The 14,425-nt window shown below is 64.9% G+C and carries 16 protein-coding genes; 4 read left to right on the top strand and 12 right to left on the bottom strand.

Annotated elements, in window-relative coordinates:
* The first annotated feature begins 24 nt into the window (after positions 1-24).
* Positions 25-870 carry an S-methyl-5'-thioadenosine phosphorylase gene (mtnP, locus tag ACK4I0_RS00140; protein WP_409607297.1) on the top strand — a complete coding sequence of 282 codons (846 nt, stop codon included), beginning with the start codon at positions 25-27 and terminating at the stop codon, positions 868-870.
* Here the strand turns inward: mtnP and ACK4I0_RS00135 are convergent.
* From ACK4I0_RS00135 to ACK4I0_RS00125, 3 genes are read right to left on the bottom strand one after another with little or no spacing between them, the layout of a single operon-like run.
* Positions 867-1,457, bottom strand: coding sequence for a DUF2064 domain-containing protein (locus ACK4I0_RS00135; RefSeq protein WP_409606896.1), 591 nt, complete (start codon positions 1,455-1,457; stop codon positions 867-869). The two genes, mtnP and ACK4I0_RS00135, sit on opposite strands and share 4 nt — an antisense overlap.
* Positions 1,447-2,127, bottom strand: coding sequence for a TIGR04283 family arsenosugar biosynthesis glycosyltransferase (locus ACK4I0_RS00130; protein WP_409606895.1), 681 nt, complete (start codon positions 2,125-2,127; stop codon positions 1,447-1,449). Before ACK4I0_RS00130 ends, ACK4I0_RS00135 begins: the two co-directional genes overlap by 11 nt.
* Positions 2,124-3,095, bottom strand: coding sequence for a radical SAM protein (locus ACK4I0_RS00125; protein ID WP_409606894.1), 972 nt, complete (start codon positions 3,093-3,095; stop codon positions 2,124-2,126). Before ACK4I0_RS00125 ends, ACK4I0_RS00130 begins: the two co-directional genes overlap by 4 nt.
* Positions 3,096-3,250: 155 nt before the next feature.
* Between ACK4I0_RS00125 and ACK4I0_RS00120 the strand changes: the two genes are divergently transcribed.
* The 3 genes from ACK4I0_RS00120 to ACK4I0_RS00110 are packed head-to-tail and all read left to right on the top strand — an operon-like array spanning position 3,251 to position 5,195.
* Positions 3,251-4,051 (top strand): DUF1499 domain-containing protein, encoded by an 801-nt coding sequence (locus ACK4I0_RS00120; RefSeq protein ID WP_409606893.1) that lies wholly within the window; start codon positions 3,251-3,253, stop codon positions 4,049-4,051.
* 41 nt (positions 4,052-4,092) lie between these two features.
* Complete coding sequence (locus ACK4I0_RS00115; protein ID WP_409606892.1) at positions 4,093-4,335, top strand: hypothetical protein; 243 nt, start codon at positions 4,093-4,095, stop codon at positions 4,333-4,335.
* Positions 4,278-5,195: an NAD(P)/FAD-dependent oxidoreductase gene (locus ACK4I0_RS00110; RefSeq protein ID WP_409606891.1), complete on the top strand. Its 918-nt coding sequence runs from the start codon at positions 4,278-4,280 to the stop codon at positions 5,193-5,195. Before ACK4I0_RS00115 ends, ACK4I0_RS00110 begins: the two co-directional genes overlap by 58 nt.
* 3 nt (positions 5,196-5,198) lie before the next feature.
* Here the strand turns inward: ACK4I0_RS00110 and ACK4I0_RS00105 are convergent, their stop codons facing one another.
* From ACK4I0_RS00105 to ACK4I0_RS00065, 9 genes are all read right to left on the bottom strand, one after another.
* On the bottom strand, positions 5,199-6,623 hold the full coding sequence (locus tag ACK4I0_RS00105; RefSeq protein WP_409606890.1) for a dihydrolipoyl dehydrogenase family protein: 1,425 nt from the start codon (positions 6,621-6,623) through the stop codon (positions 5,199-5,201).
* Positions 6,620-7,327, bottom strand: a complete 708-nt coding sequence (locus ACK4I0_RS00100; RefSeq protein WP_409606889.1) for a TVP38/TMEM64 family protein — start codon at positions 7,325-7,327, stop codon at positions 6,620-6,622. The genes ACK4I0_RS00105 and ACK4I0_RS00100 overlap by 4 nt, the downstream gene beginning before the upstream one ends.
* Before the next feature lie 3 nt (positions 7,328-7,330).
* Positions 7,331-8,071 (bottom strand): DUF547 domain-containing protein, encoded by a 741-nt coding sequence (locus ACK4I0_RS00095; protein WP_409606888.1) that lies wholly within the window; start codon positions 8,069-8,071, stop codon positions 7,331-7,333.
* 132 nt (positions 8,072-8,203) lie between these two features.
* A complete protein-coding gene (msrA, locus tag ACK4I0_RS00090; RefSeq protein ID WP_409606887.1) occupies positions 8,204-8,812 on the bottom strand; it encodes a peptide-methionine (S)-S-oxide reductase MsrA in 609 nt (202 codons plus the stop codon).
* A 631-nt stretch (positions 8,813-9,443) separates the two neighbouring features.
* Positions 9,444-9,551: a short-chain fatty acyl-CoA regulator family protein gene (locus ACK4I0_RS00085; protein ID WP_409606886.1), complete on the bottom strand. Its 108-nt coding sequence runs from the start codon at positions 9,549-9,551 to the stop codon at positions 9,444-9,446.
* 376 nt (positions 9,552-9,927) lie between these two features.
* Positions 9,928-10,683, bottom strand: a complete 756-nt coding sequence (locus ACK4I0_RS00080) for a hypothetical protein (protein ID WP_409606885.1) — start codon at positions 10,681-10,683, stop codon at positions 9,928-9,930.
* Between the two features lie 40 nt (positions 10,684-10,723).
* Positions 10,724-11,173 (bottom strand): hypothetical protein, encoded by a 450-nt coding sequence (locus ACK4I0_RS00075; protein ID WP_409606884.1) that lies wholly within the window; start codon positions 11,171-11,173, stop codon positions 10,724-10,726.
* Positions 11,174-11,260: 87 nt separating this feature from the next.
* Positions 11,261-13,363: a peptidase domain-containing ABC transporter gene (locus ACK4I0_RS00070; RefSeq protein ID WP_409606883.1), complete on the bottom strand. Its 2,103-nt coding sequence runs from the start codon at positions 13,361-13,363 to the stop codon at positions 11,261-11,263.
* A gap of 3 nt (positions 13,364-13,366) precedes the next feature.
* Positions 13,367-14,344, bottom strand: coding sequence for an HlyD family efflux transporter periplasmic adaptor subunit (locus ACK4I0_RS00065; RefSeq protein ID WP_409606882.1), 978 nt, complete (start codon positions 14,342-14,344; stop codon positions 13,367-13,369).
* Between the last annotated feature and the right edge of the window lie 81 nt (positions 14,345-14,425).

Raw genomic sequence — 14,425 nt, 5'->3', positions numbered from 1 at the left:
GTCTTGAGTGAGTGGTATTTGGGCGTGATCGGCGGCTCTGGACTGAGCGGCATTGAGGGACTGGAAGACGCGGCCTGGCAGAGCGTCGACACCCCGTGGGGATCGCCGTCCGACGAAATACTGACCGGTCGCCTGCATGGCGTCAGGATCGCTTTCCTGCCGCGGCACGGCCGCGGACACAGCATACCACCGGGCGATCTCAACGCTCGGGCCAACGTGTCCGCACTGAAAAAGATCGGCTGCACCGACCTGCTTTCGGTTTCCGCCGTCGGATCGCTCAAGGAAGAGCGAGCACCGGGCTCCTTCGTGGTCGTCGACCAGTATATCGACCGCACGGTCGGGCGGCCCTCGTCGTTCTTCTCGTCGGGGATCGTCGCCCACGTTTCGATGGCCGACCCGGTCTGCGCCCGCCTGTCAGACCTCGCGCTCGAGGCGGGCCGAAGCGAGGGGATCTCGATTGTGGGGGGCGGCGTCTATGTCGCCATTGAGGGCCCCCAGTTCTCAACCCGGGCCGAAAGCCATCTGTATCGATCCTGGGATTGCGACGTGATCGGCATGACGGGGATGCCCGAGGCGCGCCTCGCTCGCGAAGCCGAGCTGCCCTACGCCTGCGTGGGCATGGTCACGGACTACGATTGCTGGCGTGCGGAGAGCGCCGACGTTCAGGTGACGGATGTGCTGGCCATTCTCAGATCCAACGCCGAAGCGGCCAAGAGCCTCGTCGCAACCCTGGTCAAGGCTCTGCCAGCGGATCGGGCGCCATCGCCGCTCGACACCACCCTGGACATGGCGGTGGTCACGCCGCCCGAACGATGGGACCCCGCGCTGAAGGCCCGGCTGTCAGCCATCTGCCCCCGAAAGTTCGGCTAGAGGCGGCGGGCGCGGTAGCGCCGCAGCGCGGGGCCGTCGTCCACGTCCTCCTGCTCGCGCAGCAGGCTCACACGCTCGCCCTCCAGGTTGGCCAGGGTGTCGGACAGGGTGTCGTGGGTGGACCAGCGCACGTTCGAGAACGGCAGCGTTTCTCCCGGCGCGCGACGAAGGCCGATCAACCAATAGCCCCCGTCCCGCGCCGGCCCGAACACCGCGCGGCTCGCCCTTAGCGCCGCGAAGGCGTCCGCCACATCTCCGCGCGCCACGGTCGGCGTATCGCTGCCCAGGATCACCACCGGTCCAGGCGGCAGGGCTTGGATGACTCGGGCCAGCCGCGCGCCCAAGTCCCCCTGTCCCTGCGGGAGAGGCGTGCCGGTTCGCACCCAGTCCAGCGGACGATCAGGGGACACGGCCATCCAAAGCCGCCAGCGCGGATCGCGGCCCAGAACGCGGATCAGCCGGTCCAGGGCGTGGCGCGCGAACCGCACGGCTTCGACATCACCGACGTCGGCGGCCAGGCGGCGCTTTCCCACTCCCAGCCGGGGCTGCCGGGCGAAGATCACCAGGTGGCGTTGTCTAGCGCCCATAGAGTCTCGCGATCCGCTCGGCGGGCACACCGAGACCATACAGAGAGAGACAGGTGAGGTTCAGCAGGGTCTGACCCAGCCACCCGCGCCTGCGCCAGCGCACGGCCGACGTATGCGCCTCGGCGTCCAGAGCGACATGCCGCCTGCGGCCGATGCGGCGCAGGATGTCCACATCCTCCATCAAGGGCAGATCGCGATAACCGCCGACGGCGCGGTACAGATCGCGATGGATCAAAAGACCTTGGTCTCCGTAGGGCAGGCCGAGCCATCGGACGCGCAGGGCCACGCCGCGCTCGATGATCCGGGCCGGCCAGGAAGGGTCGTCGATCGCCAGGCGCAGCGAGGCGGCCACGCCCTCGCCTTCCGGACGCGCCATGTGGGCGGCGATCGTCCCCCAGCCACCGGTCTCAACAGTCGTGTCGGCGTGCAGAAAGAGCAGCCATTGGCGCTCAGACGCCGCGGCGCCCGCCGCCAACTGGCGACCGCGCCCCGCCGGCCCCTGGACAATCCGTCGTCCGGCTCCCTGGGCGATGGACAGGGTGTCGTCGCCTGAGCCGCCGTCGGTGATCGTCACCGCCGCGCCGGACGGAAGGCTTGCGAGCGTCTGCGCCAGCGTGGCCCCGGCGTTCAGGGTCGGAATGACGACATCCAGGCGCTCGAACCTGTTCACGCGCTGCAGCTGGCCCCGCCGAGCACGCAGAACTGCGCGCAGAAGGGATGGTTCAACGACACCGGACTCGACGCTTCAGCCAGTGTGCGGCCCATTTCGAACCCGGGGTCGTAAGGCGTCAGCGTGCAGGCCACCACGACCGGCCCGGCGGCGCCCCGCCGCCGAACCACCATGCGGCTGCTCGCGCACATCATCTCGCTGGGCGACTTGTGCAGGATGCCCCAGCAAGCCTCGGTGATCTCGGGCACGTCGGCGGCCGGCTCCATCTCTGGAAACAGGACGAGCGCGCCCGGATCGCCGGCGTCGACTTCCAGGCGCTCGGCCGTGAACACCGCGGCGAAGGCGCGGCGGGCCGCCGCCTCATCTTCTTGCGCCAAGCGACGGCCGGCGATGGCGACCCGAAAGCCATGGTCGCGCAGCCAGCGCAGCCCCAGCCACGCCTTGCCCCATGCCCCTTCGCCCCGCTCCGCGTCGTGAATGGCCTGGCTGTAGTGGTCCAGACTGACACGCAAGGTCAGCCGGTCCCCGCCGGCGACACCCAACCGCGCCAGACGATCGCCCCAGCGCATCATGGGGCGCATCGCATTGGTCAGAACCAGCACCCGATGCCCTGCCGCCAACGCATCCTCGATCATGGCCAGGATGTCGGGGTTCATGAACGGCTCCCCCCCGGTGAAGCCGATTTCGACGGGCCCTCTGCCCTGCGCATCGATCTCGTCCAGAAACGCACGAGCGTCGGCGCGCTTCAGATAGGCCAAGGCGTCGTTGGTGGGCGAACTGTCGATGTAGCAGTTCGCGCAGGCGATATTGCACAGCGTTCCAGTGTTGAACCAAAGCGTCGCCATCCGCTCCAGGGCGACGCTAGCGCGCGGCGATCCGTCCAGCGTGCGCAGCGGATCGACGAACTTGCGAGGCGACAAGGTGCGGGGGCGCTCGGTGACAAAGGGGGATGTGGCGGCCAGGGTCATTGTCTCGACATCTGAAGGGGGCGTACGGCCAAGGCAAGTCGTCAGCCTTCAAGTACGACCCCAGCGCCCGCGCGGTTTCATCACCTGGCCCTGTCTGGCGCTGCGGGCGAAGGCGTGGAAGGAATGCGAAACGAGGCCTGCGGAGATCTCCCATCATGCGTTCGACACTCGCCCGACTGGTTTTGATCCTGGCGCTGTTGCTGCCGGTCTATTTCGCCGTCGCGGCCTTGGGCTCTCGGTTTGACGTGTTCGACTGGCGGTTCGGCCTGGGCACGCTGATCGTCGGATGGGGACCGAGACTGATCATCGGCGTTCTGATCCTGGCCTCGCTGATCCTGCTCGCCGTGCTGCTGAAAGCCCCCCGGACGGGCTGGCGGTCCGCCCTGATCGCTGGCCTTATCGCCGCCAGCGCACTGGGCTATCTGGCCTGGGTGCGTGGCCAGTCCCAGGACATCCCCCCGATCCACGATGTTTCAACCCGGCCCGCCGATCCGCCGCTGTTCTCAGCGGAAACGCTGGCCCAAAGGGCCCTGACGCCCGACGTCAATCCGATCGTCAGCCTGACCGCGCCGGTCTCCAGCCTCGAGAAATACCAAGGCCCGCGTTTCGCCGACATGGCCGACCGTTCGCTGGGCGAGATCGCGGCCGACGCCTATCCCGCCGTCAGGCCCCTGACCACAGCGGCGGACCCCGCCGCAGCTTATGACGCCGCCTTGGCCGCGGCGCGAGATCAGGGCTGGACCATCGTCAGCCAGGACGCCAGCGCTGGCGTTCTGAACGCCACGGCGACGACCTTCTGGTTCGGCTTTCATGACGATGTGGCGGTCCGCGTCCGAGCCGAAGGCGCCGGGTCCGTCATCGATGTGCGATCGACCTCGCGCGTCGGGCTCAGCGACCTGGGCGCCAATGCTGCGCGGATCGAAAGGTATCTGGCCGATGTGGCGGACCGCCTATAGCGCCTCTCGAACCGCGGCGGCTTGAGCGCGGGGCCGAACCCATGACGGTCATGGTGGCGCTCGTCGGGGCGGGACATGCGCATCTTGCCGTGCTGGCGCAGGCGAGCCGGCTACGCGCCGCCGGTGTCGAACCGATCCTGATCGCTCCGCCGACCTTCGACTACTCCGGTCTGATCACCGGCGTTCTCTCCGGTGCCCTGCCGCCCACAGCGCGAGGATCGATGTCGTGGCCCTGGCGCGAAAGCATGACGTCCCACACCTCGAATCCGAGGTCGTCGCCGTAGATCGCGCCGCCCGGCGCCTGACCCTAAGCGACGGGTCGATCCAGGCTTATGACGCGGTGTCTTTCAACATCGGCAGCCGCGTGGGCGATCATGAGGCGCTGACCGGCCGTGCGAACGTGTGGCCGGTCAAGCCGCTCGCTTCCCTGACGGCCCTGAGGTTGACGCTCGAGGCTAGATTCGACGCCGGTGCGCCGACACCCGCCATCGTCGTCGCTGGAGAAGGGCCGACGGGCTTCGAGATCGCCGCCGCCTTGACGGGCCTGCACGAGCGCCACGGCCGAACCGTCAAGCTGGTCCTGGCGGGGCCCGACCCCCAGGCGCGCTGGGCGCCGGGTCGTGCGGGGTGCGGCCTGATCGCCAACCTCGAAAGGCGAGGCGTGAAACGGGTTGCGGGCGAAATCGCCGCGCTGGACGAGGACTGCGTCCGCCTGTCCGACGGCGGGCAACTCGCCTGCGACCATCTGGTCCTCGCCACAGGGCTGCGGGCCCCGCCTCTGACGCGGACCATGGGTCTGGCGCTGGACGATGTCGGGCGGATCAAAGTGGCGCCGACGCTGGCGAGCCTAGAGGATGACCGGGTCTTCGCGGTCGGCGACTGCGCGACGATCCAGGGGTGGCCGCGACCGTTCGCCGGCGTGTTCGGCGTCAGGGCCGTCGACATCCTGGTCGCCAATCTGCGCGCTCTGGAAACCGGCGCGCCTGCCCGGCAGTACCGACCTCAGGACCGCTGGCTTTCGATCATGGATTTGGGCGACGGGTCGGGCCTGGCGATGCGCGGCGGTCTGTGGTGGCAGGGTCGCGCGTCACTGGCGCTGAAGCGGCGTCTGGATCTCGGCTTCGTGGCGCGATCGCGCGCCTGATCGTCAGGCCACGTGTTTCAGGAGAGACACCAGCTTGCGCGTGCGGTCGCTGAACAGCGCCGGCGTGTACCACATCCCCGCCAGCCTCTTGCCGATTTCACCGCGCGTCGGATAGGGCGCGATCATCCCGGTCAGGGCGCTCAGCTTCAGCTTGGCCGACATGGCCAGAGCCCAGACGTGGATGTGGTCACCCGCGCTTCGTCCGACCAGGGTGACGCCCAGAACCTTGCCCTTCTTCGTCGTGATCAGCTTGCCCAGCCCGCGGACGTCGCCTTCCGCCTGGGCGCGGTCATTGTCTGCGAAATGAAAGGTCTCGATGCGCACCTGGTCGCCATGAGCCTTGCGGGCCTCGGCCTCGGACAGGCCGATGGCGGCCAGTTCCGGATCGCAATAGGTCACGCGCGGCGCCGCCAGGCTGTCGGCGTTGACCGGCATGGCGAAAATCGCCCGCCGCACCACCAGCGAAGCGTGGGCCCCGGCCAGGTGGGTGAACTGGCCACGGCCCGCGATGTCGCCCACCGCATAGACCCGTTTGTTGCTGGTCCGCAGCGACTTGTCGGTCTTGATCCCCTTCGCGTCGTGGGCGATGCCCGCCTTGTCGAGGTCGAGGCCGCTCATCGAGGGGGTCCGGCCGACCGCAACCAGCAGATGAGACCCCTCGATCCGGCGCTCGCCATCAGCGCCATCGACGGTCACAACCAGGGCGCCCTCGACGCCCTCAACCCGGACCGCCTTGGTTCGGGCCAGCAGTTCGACGTCATCCGCACGCAGCTGATCCAGCACGACCCGCGCAGCCTCCGGATCCTCGCGACCCAGGATTTCAGCGGCCTCGACGATCACCACGTCCGAACCCAGGCGCCGGAAGGCCTGACCCAGTTCGACCCCGATCGGCCCGCCGCCGAGCACGATCAGCCGCGACGGCAGCTCCGTCAGTCCGAACAGCGTCTCATTCGTCAGATAGGGGATGGCGTCCAGCCCCGGGACCGGCGGAACAGCGGCGCGAGAGCCGGTGGCGATGACGATCTTGCGCGCCTGCACCTTCACGTCGCCTCCGGCCACGGTTCGGTCATCGACAAATCTGGCTGCGGCGCGGACGACATGGACGCCCAACCCTTCGAAGCGTTCCTGGCTGTCGACCGGAGCGATGGTTGAGATGGTTTGATGGACGTGGGCCATGACGGCGGCGAAATCGATGGCGGGCTCCGTCGCTCCGACCCCCAGGCCGGCGGCGCGTGCCTGGTGCGCCTTGTCGGCGGCGGCGATCAGAGCCTTGGACGGGACGCAGCCGTAGTTCAGGCAGTCTCCGCCCATCTCGCCTTTTTCGAACAGCACAACCGACAGACCCAGTTGCGCCGCCCCCGCCGCGACCGACAGCCCGCCGGAGCCGGCGCCGATGACGACCAGATCGACCTTCAGCGTCTCGCTCACAGCGTCTTTCCCTTGCGGCGTTGGTACAGAGTGGTGCCCAGCGACAGCAGGCCCAGCGCCACAAGCGGCAGAAGCACCTTTGGCTCGAAGATCACGCCCAGATCCGGCGTTTCCCCGCGCGCGATCACGGCCCCGATGCCCGCGCCGATGCCGCTGTAGATGAAGGTCGCCGGCATGATTCCGAACAGGGTCGCCAACGCATAGGCCTTGAGAGGGGCGTTCGCGAGCGCCGCCGCGACATTGACCAGCCAGAACGGCGCGACCGGGATCAGACGCAGCGTCAGAATGTAGCCGAAGGCCCCGTCCCTTACCCCGTCGATGACCTTCTTCAACGTGCCGCCATCGGCTTCGGCCTTGGCCCGCAACGCCTCGCCAAGCGAGGTCTGGACCACATAGAAGACCAGGATAGAGCCGATCGTGGCCCCCACCACCGTCGCGCTCCCTCCGATCCAGGTCCCGAACAGATAGCCGCCGGCCAGGGTCAGCACCACCGCCCCCGGAAAGCTGACGGCCGTGGCCAGGGCGTACACGCCCACAAAGGCCAGAAGCGCCAGGATCAGATTGTCGTCCACGAAGCCGCGCAACGCCGTCTCGTGCGTCTGCAGCGCCTCCAGGTTCAAATAGCGACCCACTCCGCTGGCGAAGATGGCTATCACCGCGACGATCAGAACGACGAGCGGCAGGAAGCGTTTGATCTTGTCCATGGGCTAGCCTCTGGGGACCGCGTTCAACGACCAGTCATAGGTGTGGCGCCCGATCCGGGTCGCGGTCTGGAGCCGTGTCTTGAGCGGTTCGTTCGCATAACGCGCCAGATGGGCGATGACGCGGGTGTCCGTGCCGCCAAAATCCGGCGCATACCAGTCGTAGATCGACGACACGACCAGGACGTCGCCCTCGAACGTCACGCCACGCGCGCTGTTCACATAGGCCCGCGCCGCCGCGTCCAGCGCCGGCCCCAGGCTCGCGCCTCGCCACGCCCTGAGCGGCAGGTTGGGACAGCTGTAGGACGCGCAATTGACCGCATAATGGACGCGCGGATCGCTCCAGCCCTTTCTCAGTATGTTGTGCTCCATGTCATCAAGAGACAGCTCGACGCCGCCAACCGAGGCGACCTTGCGCTTCCACGGCCCGGCGCTGAGACCCGATCGGATGTCGCGGATCGAGCGCACCGGATAGGCGTCCAGCACCACGTCGATGGTCACGGCGTTGTAAAGATTGGCCCAGAAAGCGAACTGCTCAGGCCGGGTCAGGGTCAGAGGCGCCAGGCGCGACAGGCTGGCGACATAGGCCTTCAACGCCGCCCGGTCCGCCGCCGAGGCCTTCCAACCGGCGTAATCCACCCGCACCACGCCATCGCGAGAGTTGCGTGCGCGTCGCGCCAGCAGTGCGTCAAATGCGGCATGATCGGCGGCGCCGGCGCCGGCGCGATTGACCGCGAACCCGGCCACGCTCTGGGCAGAGGCGGGCCAAGAACTCAGAGCGGCCGCCCCGCCGGCGATCAAGGCTCGCCTCGAAAGTTGGATCATCGGAACCTTTCGCTAATCTGGCCTGTGCGGACAAAAGACGTACCGACGGCCCGTCTAATCCGCCGCCGGACCCCAGATTTGCTCCAGCCTCTGAGCTCGACCGCAGCGCCACTTGTAAAAGGCATAGGTCTGCGGATTCTTCAGATAATAGTCCTGATGATACGCCTCGGCGTCATAGAAGGGCGCCGAGGGCAAGATCTGCACCTCGACCTTGCGGCCGAACCGTTCGGCCACGGCGTCTTTGGAGGCTTCGGCTGCGGCCGCCTCTTCCGGCGTCGCGGGAAAGATGGCGCCGCGATAGGACGAGCCCTTGTCGCAGAACTGGCCGATCGGATCGAACGGATCGACGTTCTTCCAAAAGACATCCAGCAGCTGGGCATAAGTGACCACGTCCGGGTCATATATCACCTTCACCGCCTCGTAGTGGCCGGTCCCCTCGCCTGACACCTGCTCATAGGTCGGATTGACCGTGATGCCCCCTGTGTAGCCGGAAACCGCCTGGGCCACGCCCTCCGTCTTCTCGAACGCCTGCTCGACGCACCAGAAGCACCCTGCGGCGAACACCGCCGTCGCGGCGTTGGTCGGTTGAGCCCGTTCGGGCGGCGACGGGGCGGCGCAGGCTGACAAGATTGCGAAAGCGATCAGCAAGGACACACGGCGCATGGGTTCACATCGTTAGTGGAGCGACGCGATCAAATGCGCCTGCCGGCAGATACGATCAGCGATGGTTTCTGGTTGCGCTTCGCGCAATGGCTCTAAATCATCTCACTAAGCATGAGCTTGGAAGCAATTATCTCGATAATCCGCAAAGCGTCAGGTTCGGTCCTATCGTGCGGCCTCGGCGCTTAGCCCCGAGAGCAGACATCGCGAACCGCCGCTATGAGTCAGAAGCGGTCTGCCTTCCGTCCCGCGCAGTTAATTTTCCGCCCTAGAAACGAGCCTTCTGATCAGTGCTCGTCAGCCGGTCGTCCGTGCCCGAAGCGACTCATACAGCTGCCCTGGCCCCAGCAGCGCGTCTTTCAGACCGTCCATCTTGCCTTCAAGCAAACAACGCCCTCATCCCCAGCAGCGGCGGGTTCTACGCCGCCGCACTTCGGGACGAACTCCGCATCCATCCGCCGACTGAAGGGGATGCGCCCGTGCTCCCGCCGAGCACGCCTCTGGTCTGTGCGCCGGCTGGGAACTTCCGCGATTCGCTTCAGGCCCATTTCTACGGCACGTTCGTCCAGTCAGATCTTCGGCTCGGTGTCGCCATCATCCTGGGTCACCACCCTGATGATGGCCTCAGAGGCGCTTACGCCGCGCGGGTCCGCGCCGAGATCAATAACTGGTTGGGCACCCTGGCCGACTGCAGCTTGGAGATGTTCCCGGCCCGATCGACGCGCACGAAGAAGAAGGGCATCCACAACCTGCCGGACGAACATCCTCAGCCGTCAAGATGCATCACCGCCCGCGATGCGCTTGAGGGGCGGTTCGCCGGTCGGATTTTGTCGGTCGACGATCTCGTGGTCCGGCGATGGGGCGAAATCTCTGGCGAAACGAAGCGGCGGACCGGCCAGGCACCCGCCTCATCGACACGCTCCTCACAGCGACGGCTCTCGAGCACGAGCTGTTCCTCGCCATCCGCAACACCCGTGACGTGCTTCACAGCGGCGCGGCGATCTTCAATCCCTGGGACGACGACCCAGTCCAGTTCCCTCTTGCATGAACCGATCGGCCGGATCGACTTGCCAGCCGTCGCTGACGCGGCGGCTTTACACGGCTCGCAAAGGACTTGCCTAGGGCGCGACGATCATCGGCAGGGTATTGCAGTTTGGCAATTCCTCTAGGGGCGAGGCGTCGCCCCCGAACGCGAAACTCACCGAGCCGGAACGGGTGATGTCCGCCAGAATCTGTTCCGCTTCTTCGCGTGTGGCGGGCAGGCTCCCGCGGTAGCTGACTTTGTAGGAGGCGAGCTGATCGGGGGTGGCAGCCCAGAGCCCAAACTTGCTTACGAACCCGAATTTACCGTCCTCGCCGATTTGACCGCACACTGGTTGGAGATGCCACGCGGGGTCGACGAGCAGATCGTAACTCACGCCTACGGATTGATAGAGGGATCGCTCGCCTTCAGCCCGATCCAAGACGTCATGTGCCGTGGGCACGGACGGGGTCAGGTCAATCATGATGCGATTGGATTCGGATGTCGTGTGGAAGCCGAGAAAGGTCGGACCGAAAACGCCCCTGTCCGCTGACGCGATCCACAGATGCGAGGCGCACGCCGAAGCGCAGAAGGTTCGGGCGGTGACCCGGATGCGGTTATCGACGATAAACCGCGCCCACTCTAACGCCACCGAGTTGTTGCCGCCCCGAGAACTTATAACAAGATCCCGAGAACCGGTGCGAGAGAACTCACGCTTGTAGTTGTCGAACGTATCTTGATTGATATCCGCGTTAACAACGATCGCGTTTTCTGGCAGATTCGAAAGCTGACCTTGCTGGCCGCATCCGGCAAGCCACGCTACGAGAAACAGAACTGGCAGGCGCGCGATCATAGATCTATCAATACAGATTGATGCACGCCTGCTCCGTTCATCAGTGGCCGGTGTATGGGTTGTAGCTGTTGAAGTGGTCGGAGTAGAAGCCTGTGCTTGATTCCGGGCTCAGATTACTCCACCAGCCAGCGTTCAGGCCATCACTGCCGATATTGTAGTTGAATGACGGATCTTGAACGCTGTTATCCACATTGCTGTAGTTCCAGTTAAACGGGATTGCATCGACGCCAGCGTAGCCGGACGGGCCGTTGGCGCCGTCGGAATAGCCCAGGCTAAGGAAGAAAGCGGTGAACGTGACTGTCCCTGCCCAGGCGAAGTTCGTCGTAGCCTCTTCGCCGTCCACGACGAGAACGCCGTTTGCATACACCGTCGCCATCTTGTCGACCTTGCCGTCGCCGTCGGTGTCGACCCCCACCCGTTTACCTTGGCCCTGAGGCTGTGCGCCGCAACCCGCCACCGACTGCATTTCGATCTCACTGAGTAATCGCATTCCAAGCCTCCCAAACACCGCGACCACTCGCGGTCAGGTAGTTTTCTGCATCGCTGATACAGTCTTAAGGAAATCACGAAGGCGTGATCAGGCGGCTTCGCGGGTGGGTGGAGGTGGAGGCGGCATGGATTGGATTTTTCCATCGACAAGAACGACGGCGCGATCCGCAGCTTCGATTGATTCTCGGCGGTGAGCGACGATCAAGCGCGTGATTCTAAGTTCTTTCAGCGCAGCGTTGACGGCGCCTTCAGTTTTCGGATCGAGATGGCTAGTGGCTTCGTCCAGAAGCAGGATCGAAGGTCTCTTGTATAGCGCACGCGCAATGAGGATTCTCTGCTTCTGTCCGCCTGACAGAAGCGACCCAAGATCACCCACCGGCGTATTCAACCCCATCGGAAACGCCATGATTTCGTCGAGGACCGCCGCCCGCTCAAGGCACTGCTCCGCCCACTTTACGTCAGGCTGGTCCGCGAAGAACGACACGTTTTCGAGCACCGAGCCCGATAAGAGTTCGTCGTCCTGTAGAACCGTTCCGATGACCCGGCGCACTGCACGGGCGCCCCACGACGACACCGACCGGCCATCAATGGTCACTGCGCCGACGGTGGGTTGGTAGAGGGCGGCCAAGAGTTTCAGCAGCGTCGATTTGCCCGAACCGCTCGGGCCGACGATGGCCACGAACTCGCCGGGCTGGACACTGAGGTTGACGCCCTTCAGAATCCAAGGGTCGTTGGCGCCATGCCGGAAACCCACTCCCTCGACCGTGATCCGCCCGTCGAGCGCCGTATTGACGGTCTCGCGGCTGTCATGCCCTGGCTCCGGCTGGGTCAGAACGATATCTGCGAGTCTGTCGGCATGAAGGTCGAGCATCTTCCACGCCAGCGCCGTCTCGATCAGCGTGGTCGCTCGGTTCTGAAATTGAAGCCGGTAAGATGAAAATGCGAAGAGCACGCCCACGGTGATCGCTCCGCCCAGCGCCATGGTCGCGCCGACATAGACCACAAGGATCAGCGAGACGGCGTCGAGCGTGGCGCTCACCGACTTTATGGCGATGCTGAAATTTCCACTTCTCTGCACCGCGCGCAGGAAGTTCACCAGCTCGTTGCTCCATTCGCGATAGCGGGCGCTCTCTCCGGCCATTGACTTGATGGTCTGGATCGCGCGGACAGTCTCGATCCGCTTGCCCTGCTCGAGTGTCGTCGCTTGCAGCACGTCGGCCGATAGCCGGATGGATCTACGGATGCTCAGCACCCTGACGAGAGTCGCCAGCGCGAATGTCACAAGCACGATGACCGCGAGCTGCCACGCGAAGAGAAACATCATCAGTAAAGTCGTGATCGACAAGAGGCCGTCCACGACCACGCTCACCAGCCCATTGGTGAAGAGCTGCCGGATAGGTTGAAGAGATTCGATGCGGACAAGCACGTCGGAAAGATGTCGGCGCTGGAACCACCCGAGGGGAAGCCGGACCAGCGAGTTCATCAGCCTTGTCGACATGTCCCAGTTGAGAAGAAGGGACGCGCGCTGGACCAGAAACCCGCGAAGCAGCTCGGCGACACTGTTAAACAACGCGAACAGACCGAAACCGATCGCGAGCGTCATGAGCAGGGATTGGTCGCCTCTGGCAACGCCTTCGTCGACGGCGACTTGCAGATAGAGTGGGCTCGCCAGGACATAGACTTGGATGACCAACGACAGCAGCAGGATTTGAAGCAGCGCCCTCTTGAATGGCTGCGACCATACGATGAACGAGTTGATGGGAAGCGGAGACCGTTCCCGACGTCGCGTGAAACCCGCGCTCTTGCTCATCTCGACGGCGACGCCGGTGAAGGACCGGTTGAGTTCGGCGTACGAGACCACGCGCTCGCCGTATACCGGATCAAAGATCGTCGCGCTTCGGTTCCGGTGATATCGCTTCAACACGACAAAGTGCGTCATGTCCCAGTGCAGGATGGCCGGCATGCTGAGTTTGCCGAGTTCGTCGAGGTCGCAACTCACAGGCCGCGCCGAGATGTTCATTGACGCGGCAAGGTCGACGATGTCGGCCACCGTCATGCCACGCGACGGCACGTTGTAGCGCGTGCGCAGTTCTCGGAGGCTGATTTCCTGCCCCAGCAATGTCGAGCAGACCGCGACACAAGCCAACCCGCATTCCGACAGCTCGGATTGATTGATGTTGATGTTCGCCATGATTTACCGCGCCGTTCGGAACGCGCCGTCCCTGCCGCGCAACGCCATGACGGGTTCCAGCAGCCATTCGGCGAGACTGCGGCGATCCAGCGTCACATCCGCCGATAGGCGCATCCCTGGGGCGAGATCCCAATGCTGGCCATAGGCGATGATCGTCTCGACCGGGACGGTAACGGACACCCGGTAGAGCGGCTCCTTTACGTCGAGCGGTATCGGCAACTCGTTCGGCAACGTCGGCGAGCGGCTGATCGCCCGGACGACGCCGCGTGACGTCCCGAACTTCTGATAGGGGAAGGCATCATATTTGATCGCCACGTCGTCGCCCACGCGCACGAACCCGATCGCGCGCGATGGCAGCCAGAGTTCAGCCTCGATCGTAGCGCCCTCGGGGAGGATCGTGGCGATCGTCCGGCCGGGTTCGACGGGCATTCCAGGCTGTACGTTGACGGACAACATGCGACCGGACAGGGGCGCGACGATGTTTTGCGACGAGCTTGCGTGGGAAGAAACCCGCGATTGGGCGAACTGCGCCGACTGCACGTCTATCGCGGCCAAGGCTTCTGCTCGCTCGCTCTCCAACTGACTGAGTTGGGCGGCCAGTTGCTCCTGCTGATATCGATTGTCTTCAAGTTGTCGGTTGAGCGCATTCAGCTGTTGCCGGTTGGCGAGCAGTTGTTCTTCACGCGGGCGCAGTTGCGCCGCGGCCATCAGTTGCCGCTCCGCAAGAACCCGTCCCGCGACAACAGCTTCTTCGGACAGCATGACCCTTTCGGTTTGGAGACTTCGATCAGTCTCAAGCGCGGTGCGTTCGGACGCCCCGACGCTCCCAATCACGCTCGCGCACTTCGTTTCTCTTGTTGTCGAGATTTCTGACTCCACCGCGATCATTAATCGTCTGTTGTTCTGCATTCCGGCGAGCGTCACGGTCGCCGCGTGGATACCCCCCAACGACCTCGGCTTGCGTTCTGTCTCGCCCGTCATTCGTATCCCTTAGCCGGTCTCCCGGATTGTCGGTGCTACCGATGTAGTCGTCGCCGCTTTGAGTGGCCGTGCCAGGGACGC

The sequence above is a fragment of the Brevundimonas sp. genome (assembly GCF_046295775.1).
In the GTDB taxonomy this organism is placed as follows: domain Bacteria; phylum Pseudomonadota; class Alphaproteobacteria; order Caulobacterales; family Caulobacteraceae; genus Brevundimonas.
This window is presented reverse-complemented; position numbering and strand designations above follow the sequence as displayed.

Excerpts from the sequence above, each read along its gene's own strand:
- ACK4I0_RS00115 (WP_409606892.1), top strand. The coding sequence starts at position 4,093 with ATGACGGTCATGGTGGCGCTCGTCGGGGCGGGACATGCGCATCTTGCC.
- ACK4I0_RS00100 (WP_409606889.1), bottom strand. The coding sequence starts at position 7,327 with ATGGACAAGATCAAACGCTTCCTGCCGCTCGTCGTTCTGATCGTCGCG.
- ACK4I0_RS00075 (WP_409606884.1), bottom strand. The coding sequence starts at position 11,173 with ATGCGATTACTCAGTGAGATCGAAATGCAGTCGGTGGCGGGTTGCGGC.
- ACK4I0_RS00135 (WP_409606896.1), bottom strand. The coding sequence starts at position 1,457 with ATGGGCGCTAGACAACGCCACCTGGTGATCTTCGCCCGGCAGCCCCGG.
- ACK4I0_RS00125 (WP_409606894.1), bottom strand. The coding sequence starts at position 3,095 with ATGACCCTGGCCGCCACATCCCCCTTTGTCACCGAGCGCCCCCGCACC.
- ACK4I0_RS00065 (WP_409606882.1), bottom strand. The coding sequence starts at position 14,344 with ATGACGGGCGAGACAGAACGCAAGCCGAGGTCGTTGGGGGGTATCCAC.
- ACK4I0_RS00120 (WP_409606893.1), top strand. The coding sequence starts at position 3,251 with ATGCGTTCGACACTCGCCCGACTGGTTTTGATCCTGGCGCTGTTGCTG.
- ACK4I0_RS00070 (WP_409606883.1), bottom strand. The coding sequence starts at position 13,363 with ATGGCGAACATCAACATCAATCAATCCGAGCTGTCGGAATGCGGGTTG.
- ACK4I0_RS00080 (WP_409606885.1), bottom strand. The coding sequence starts at position 10,683 with ATGATCGCGCGCCTGCCAGTTCTGTTTCTCGTAGCGTGGCTTGCCGGA.
- msrA (WP_409606887.1), bottom strand. The coding sequence starts at position 8,812 with ATGCGCCGTGTGTCCTTGCTGATCGCTTTCGCAATCTTGTCAGCCTGC.
- ACK4I0_RS00085 (WP_409606886.1), bottom strand. The coding sequence starts at position 9,551 with ATGCCCTTCTTCTTCGTGCGCGTCGATCGGGCCGGGAACATCTCCAAG.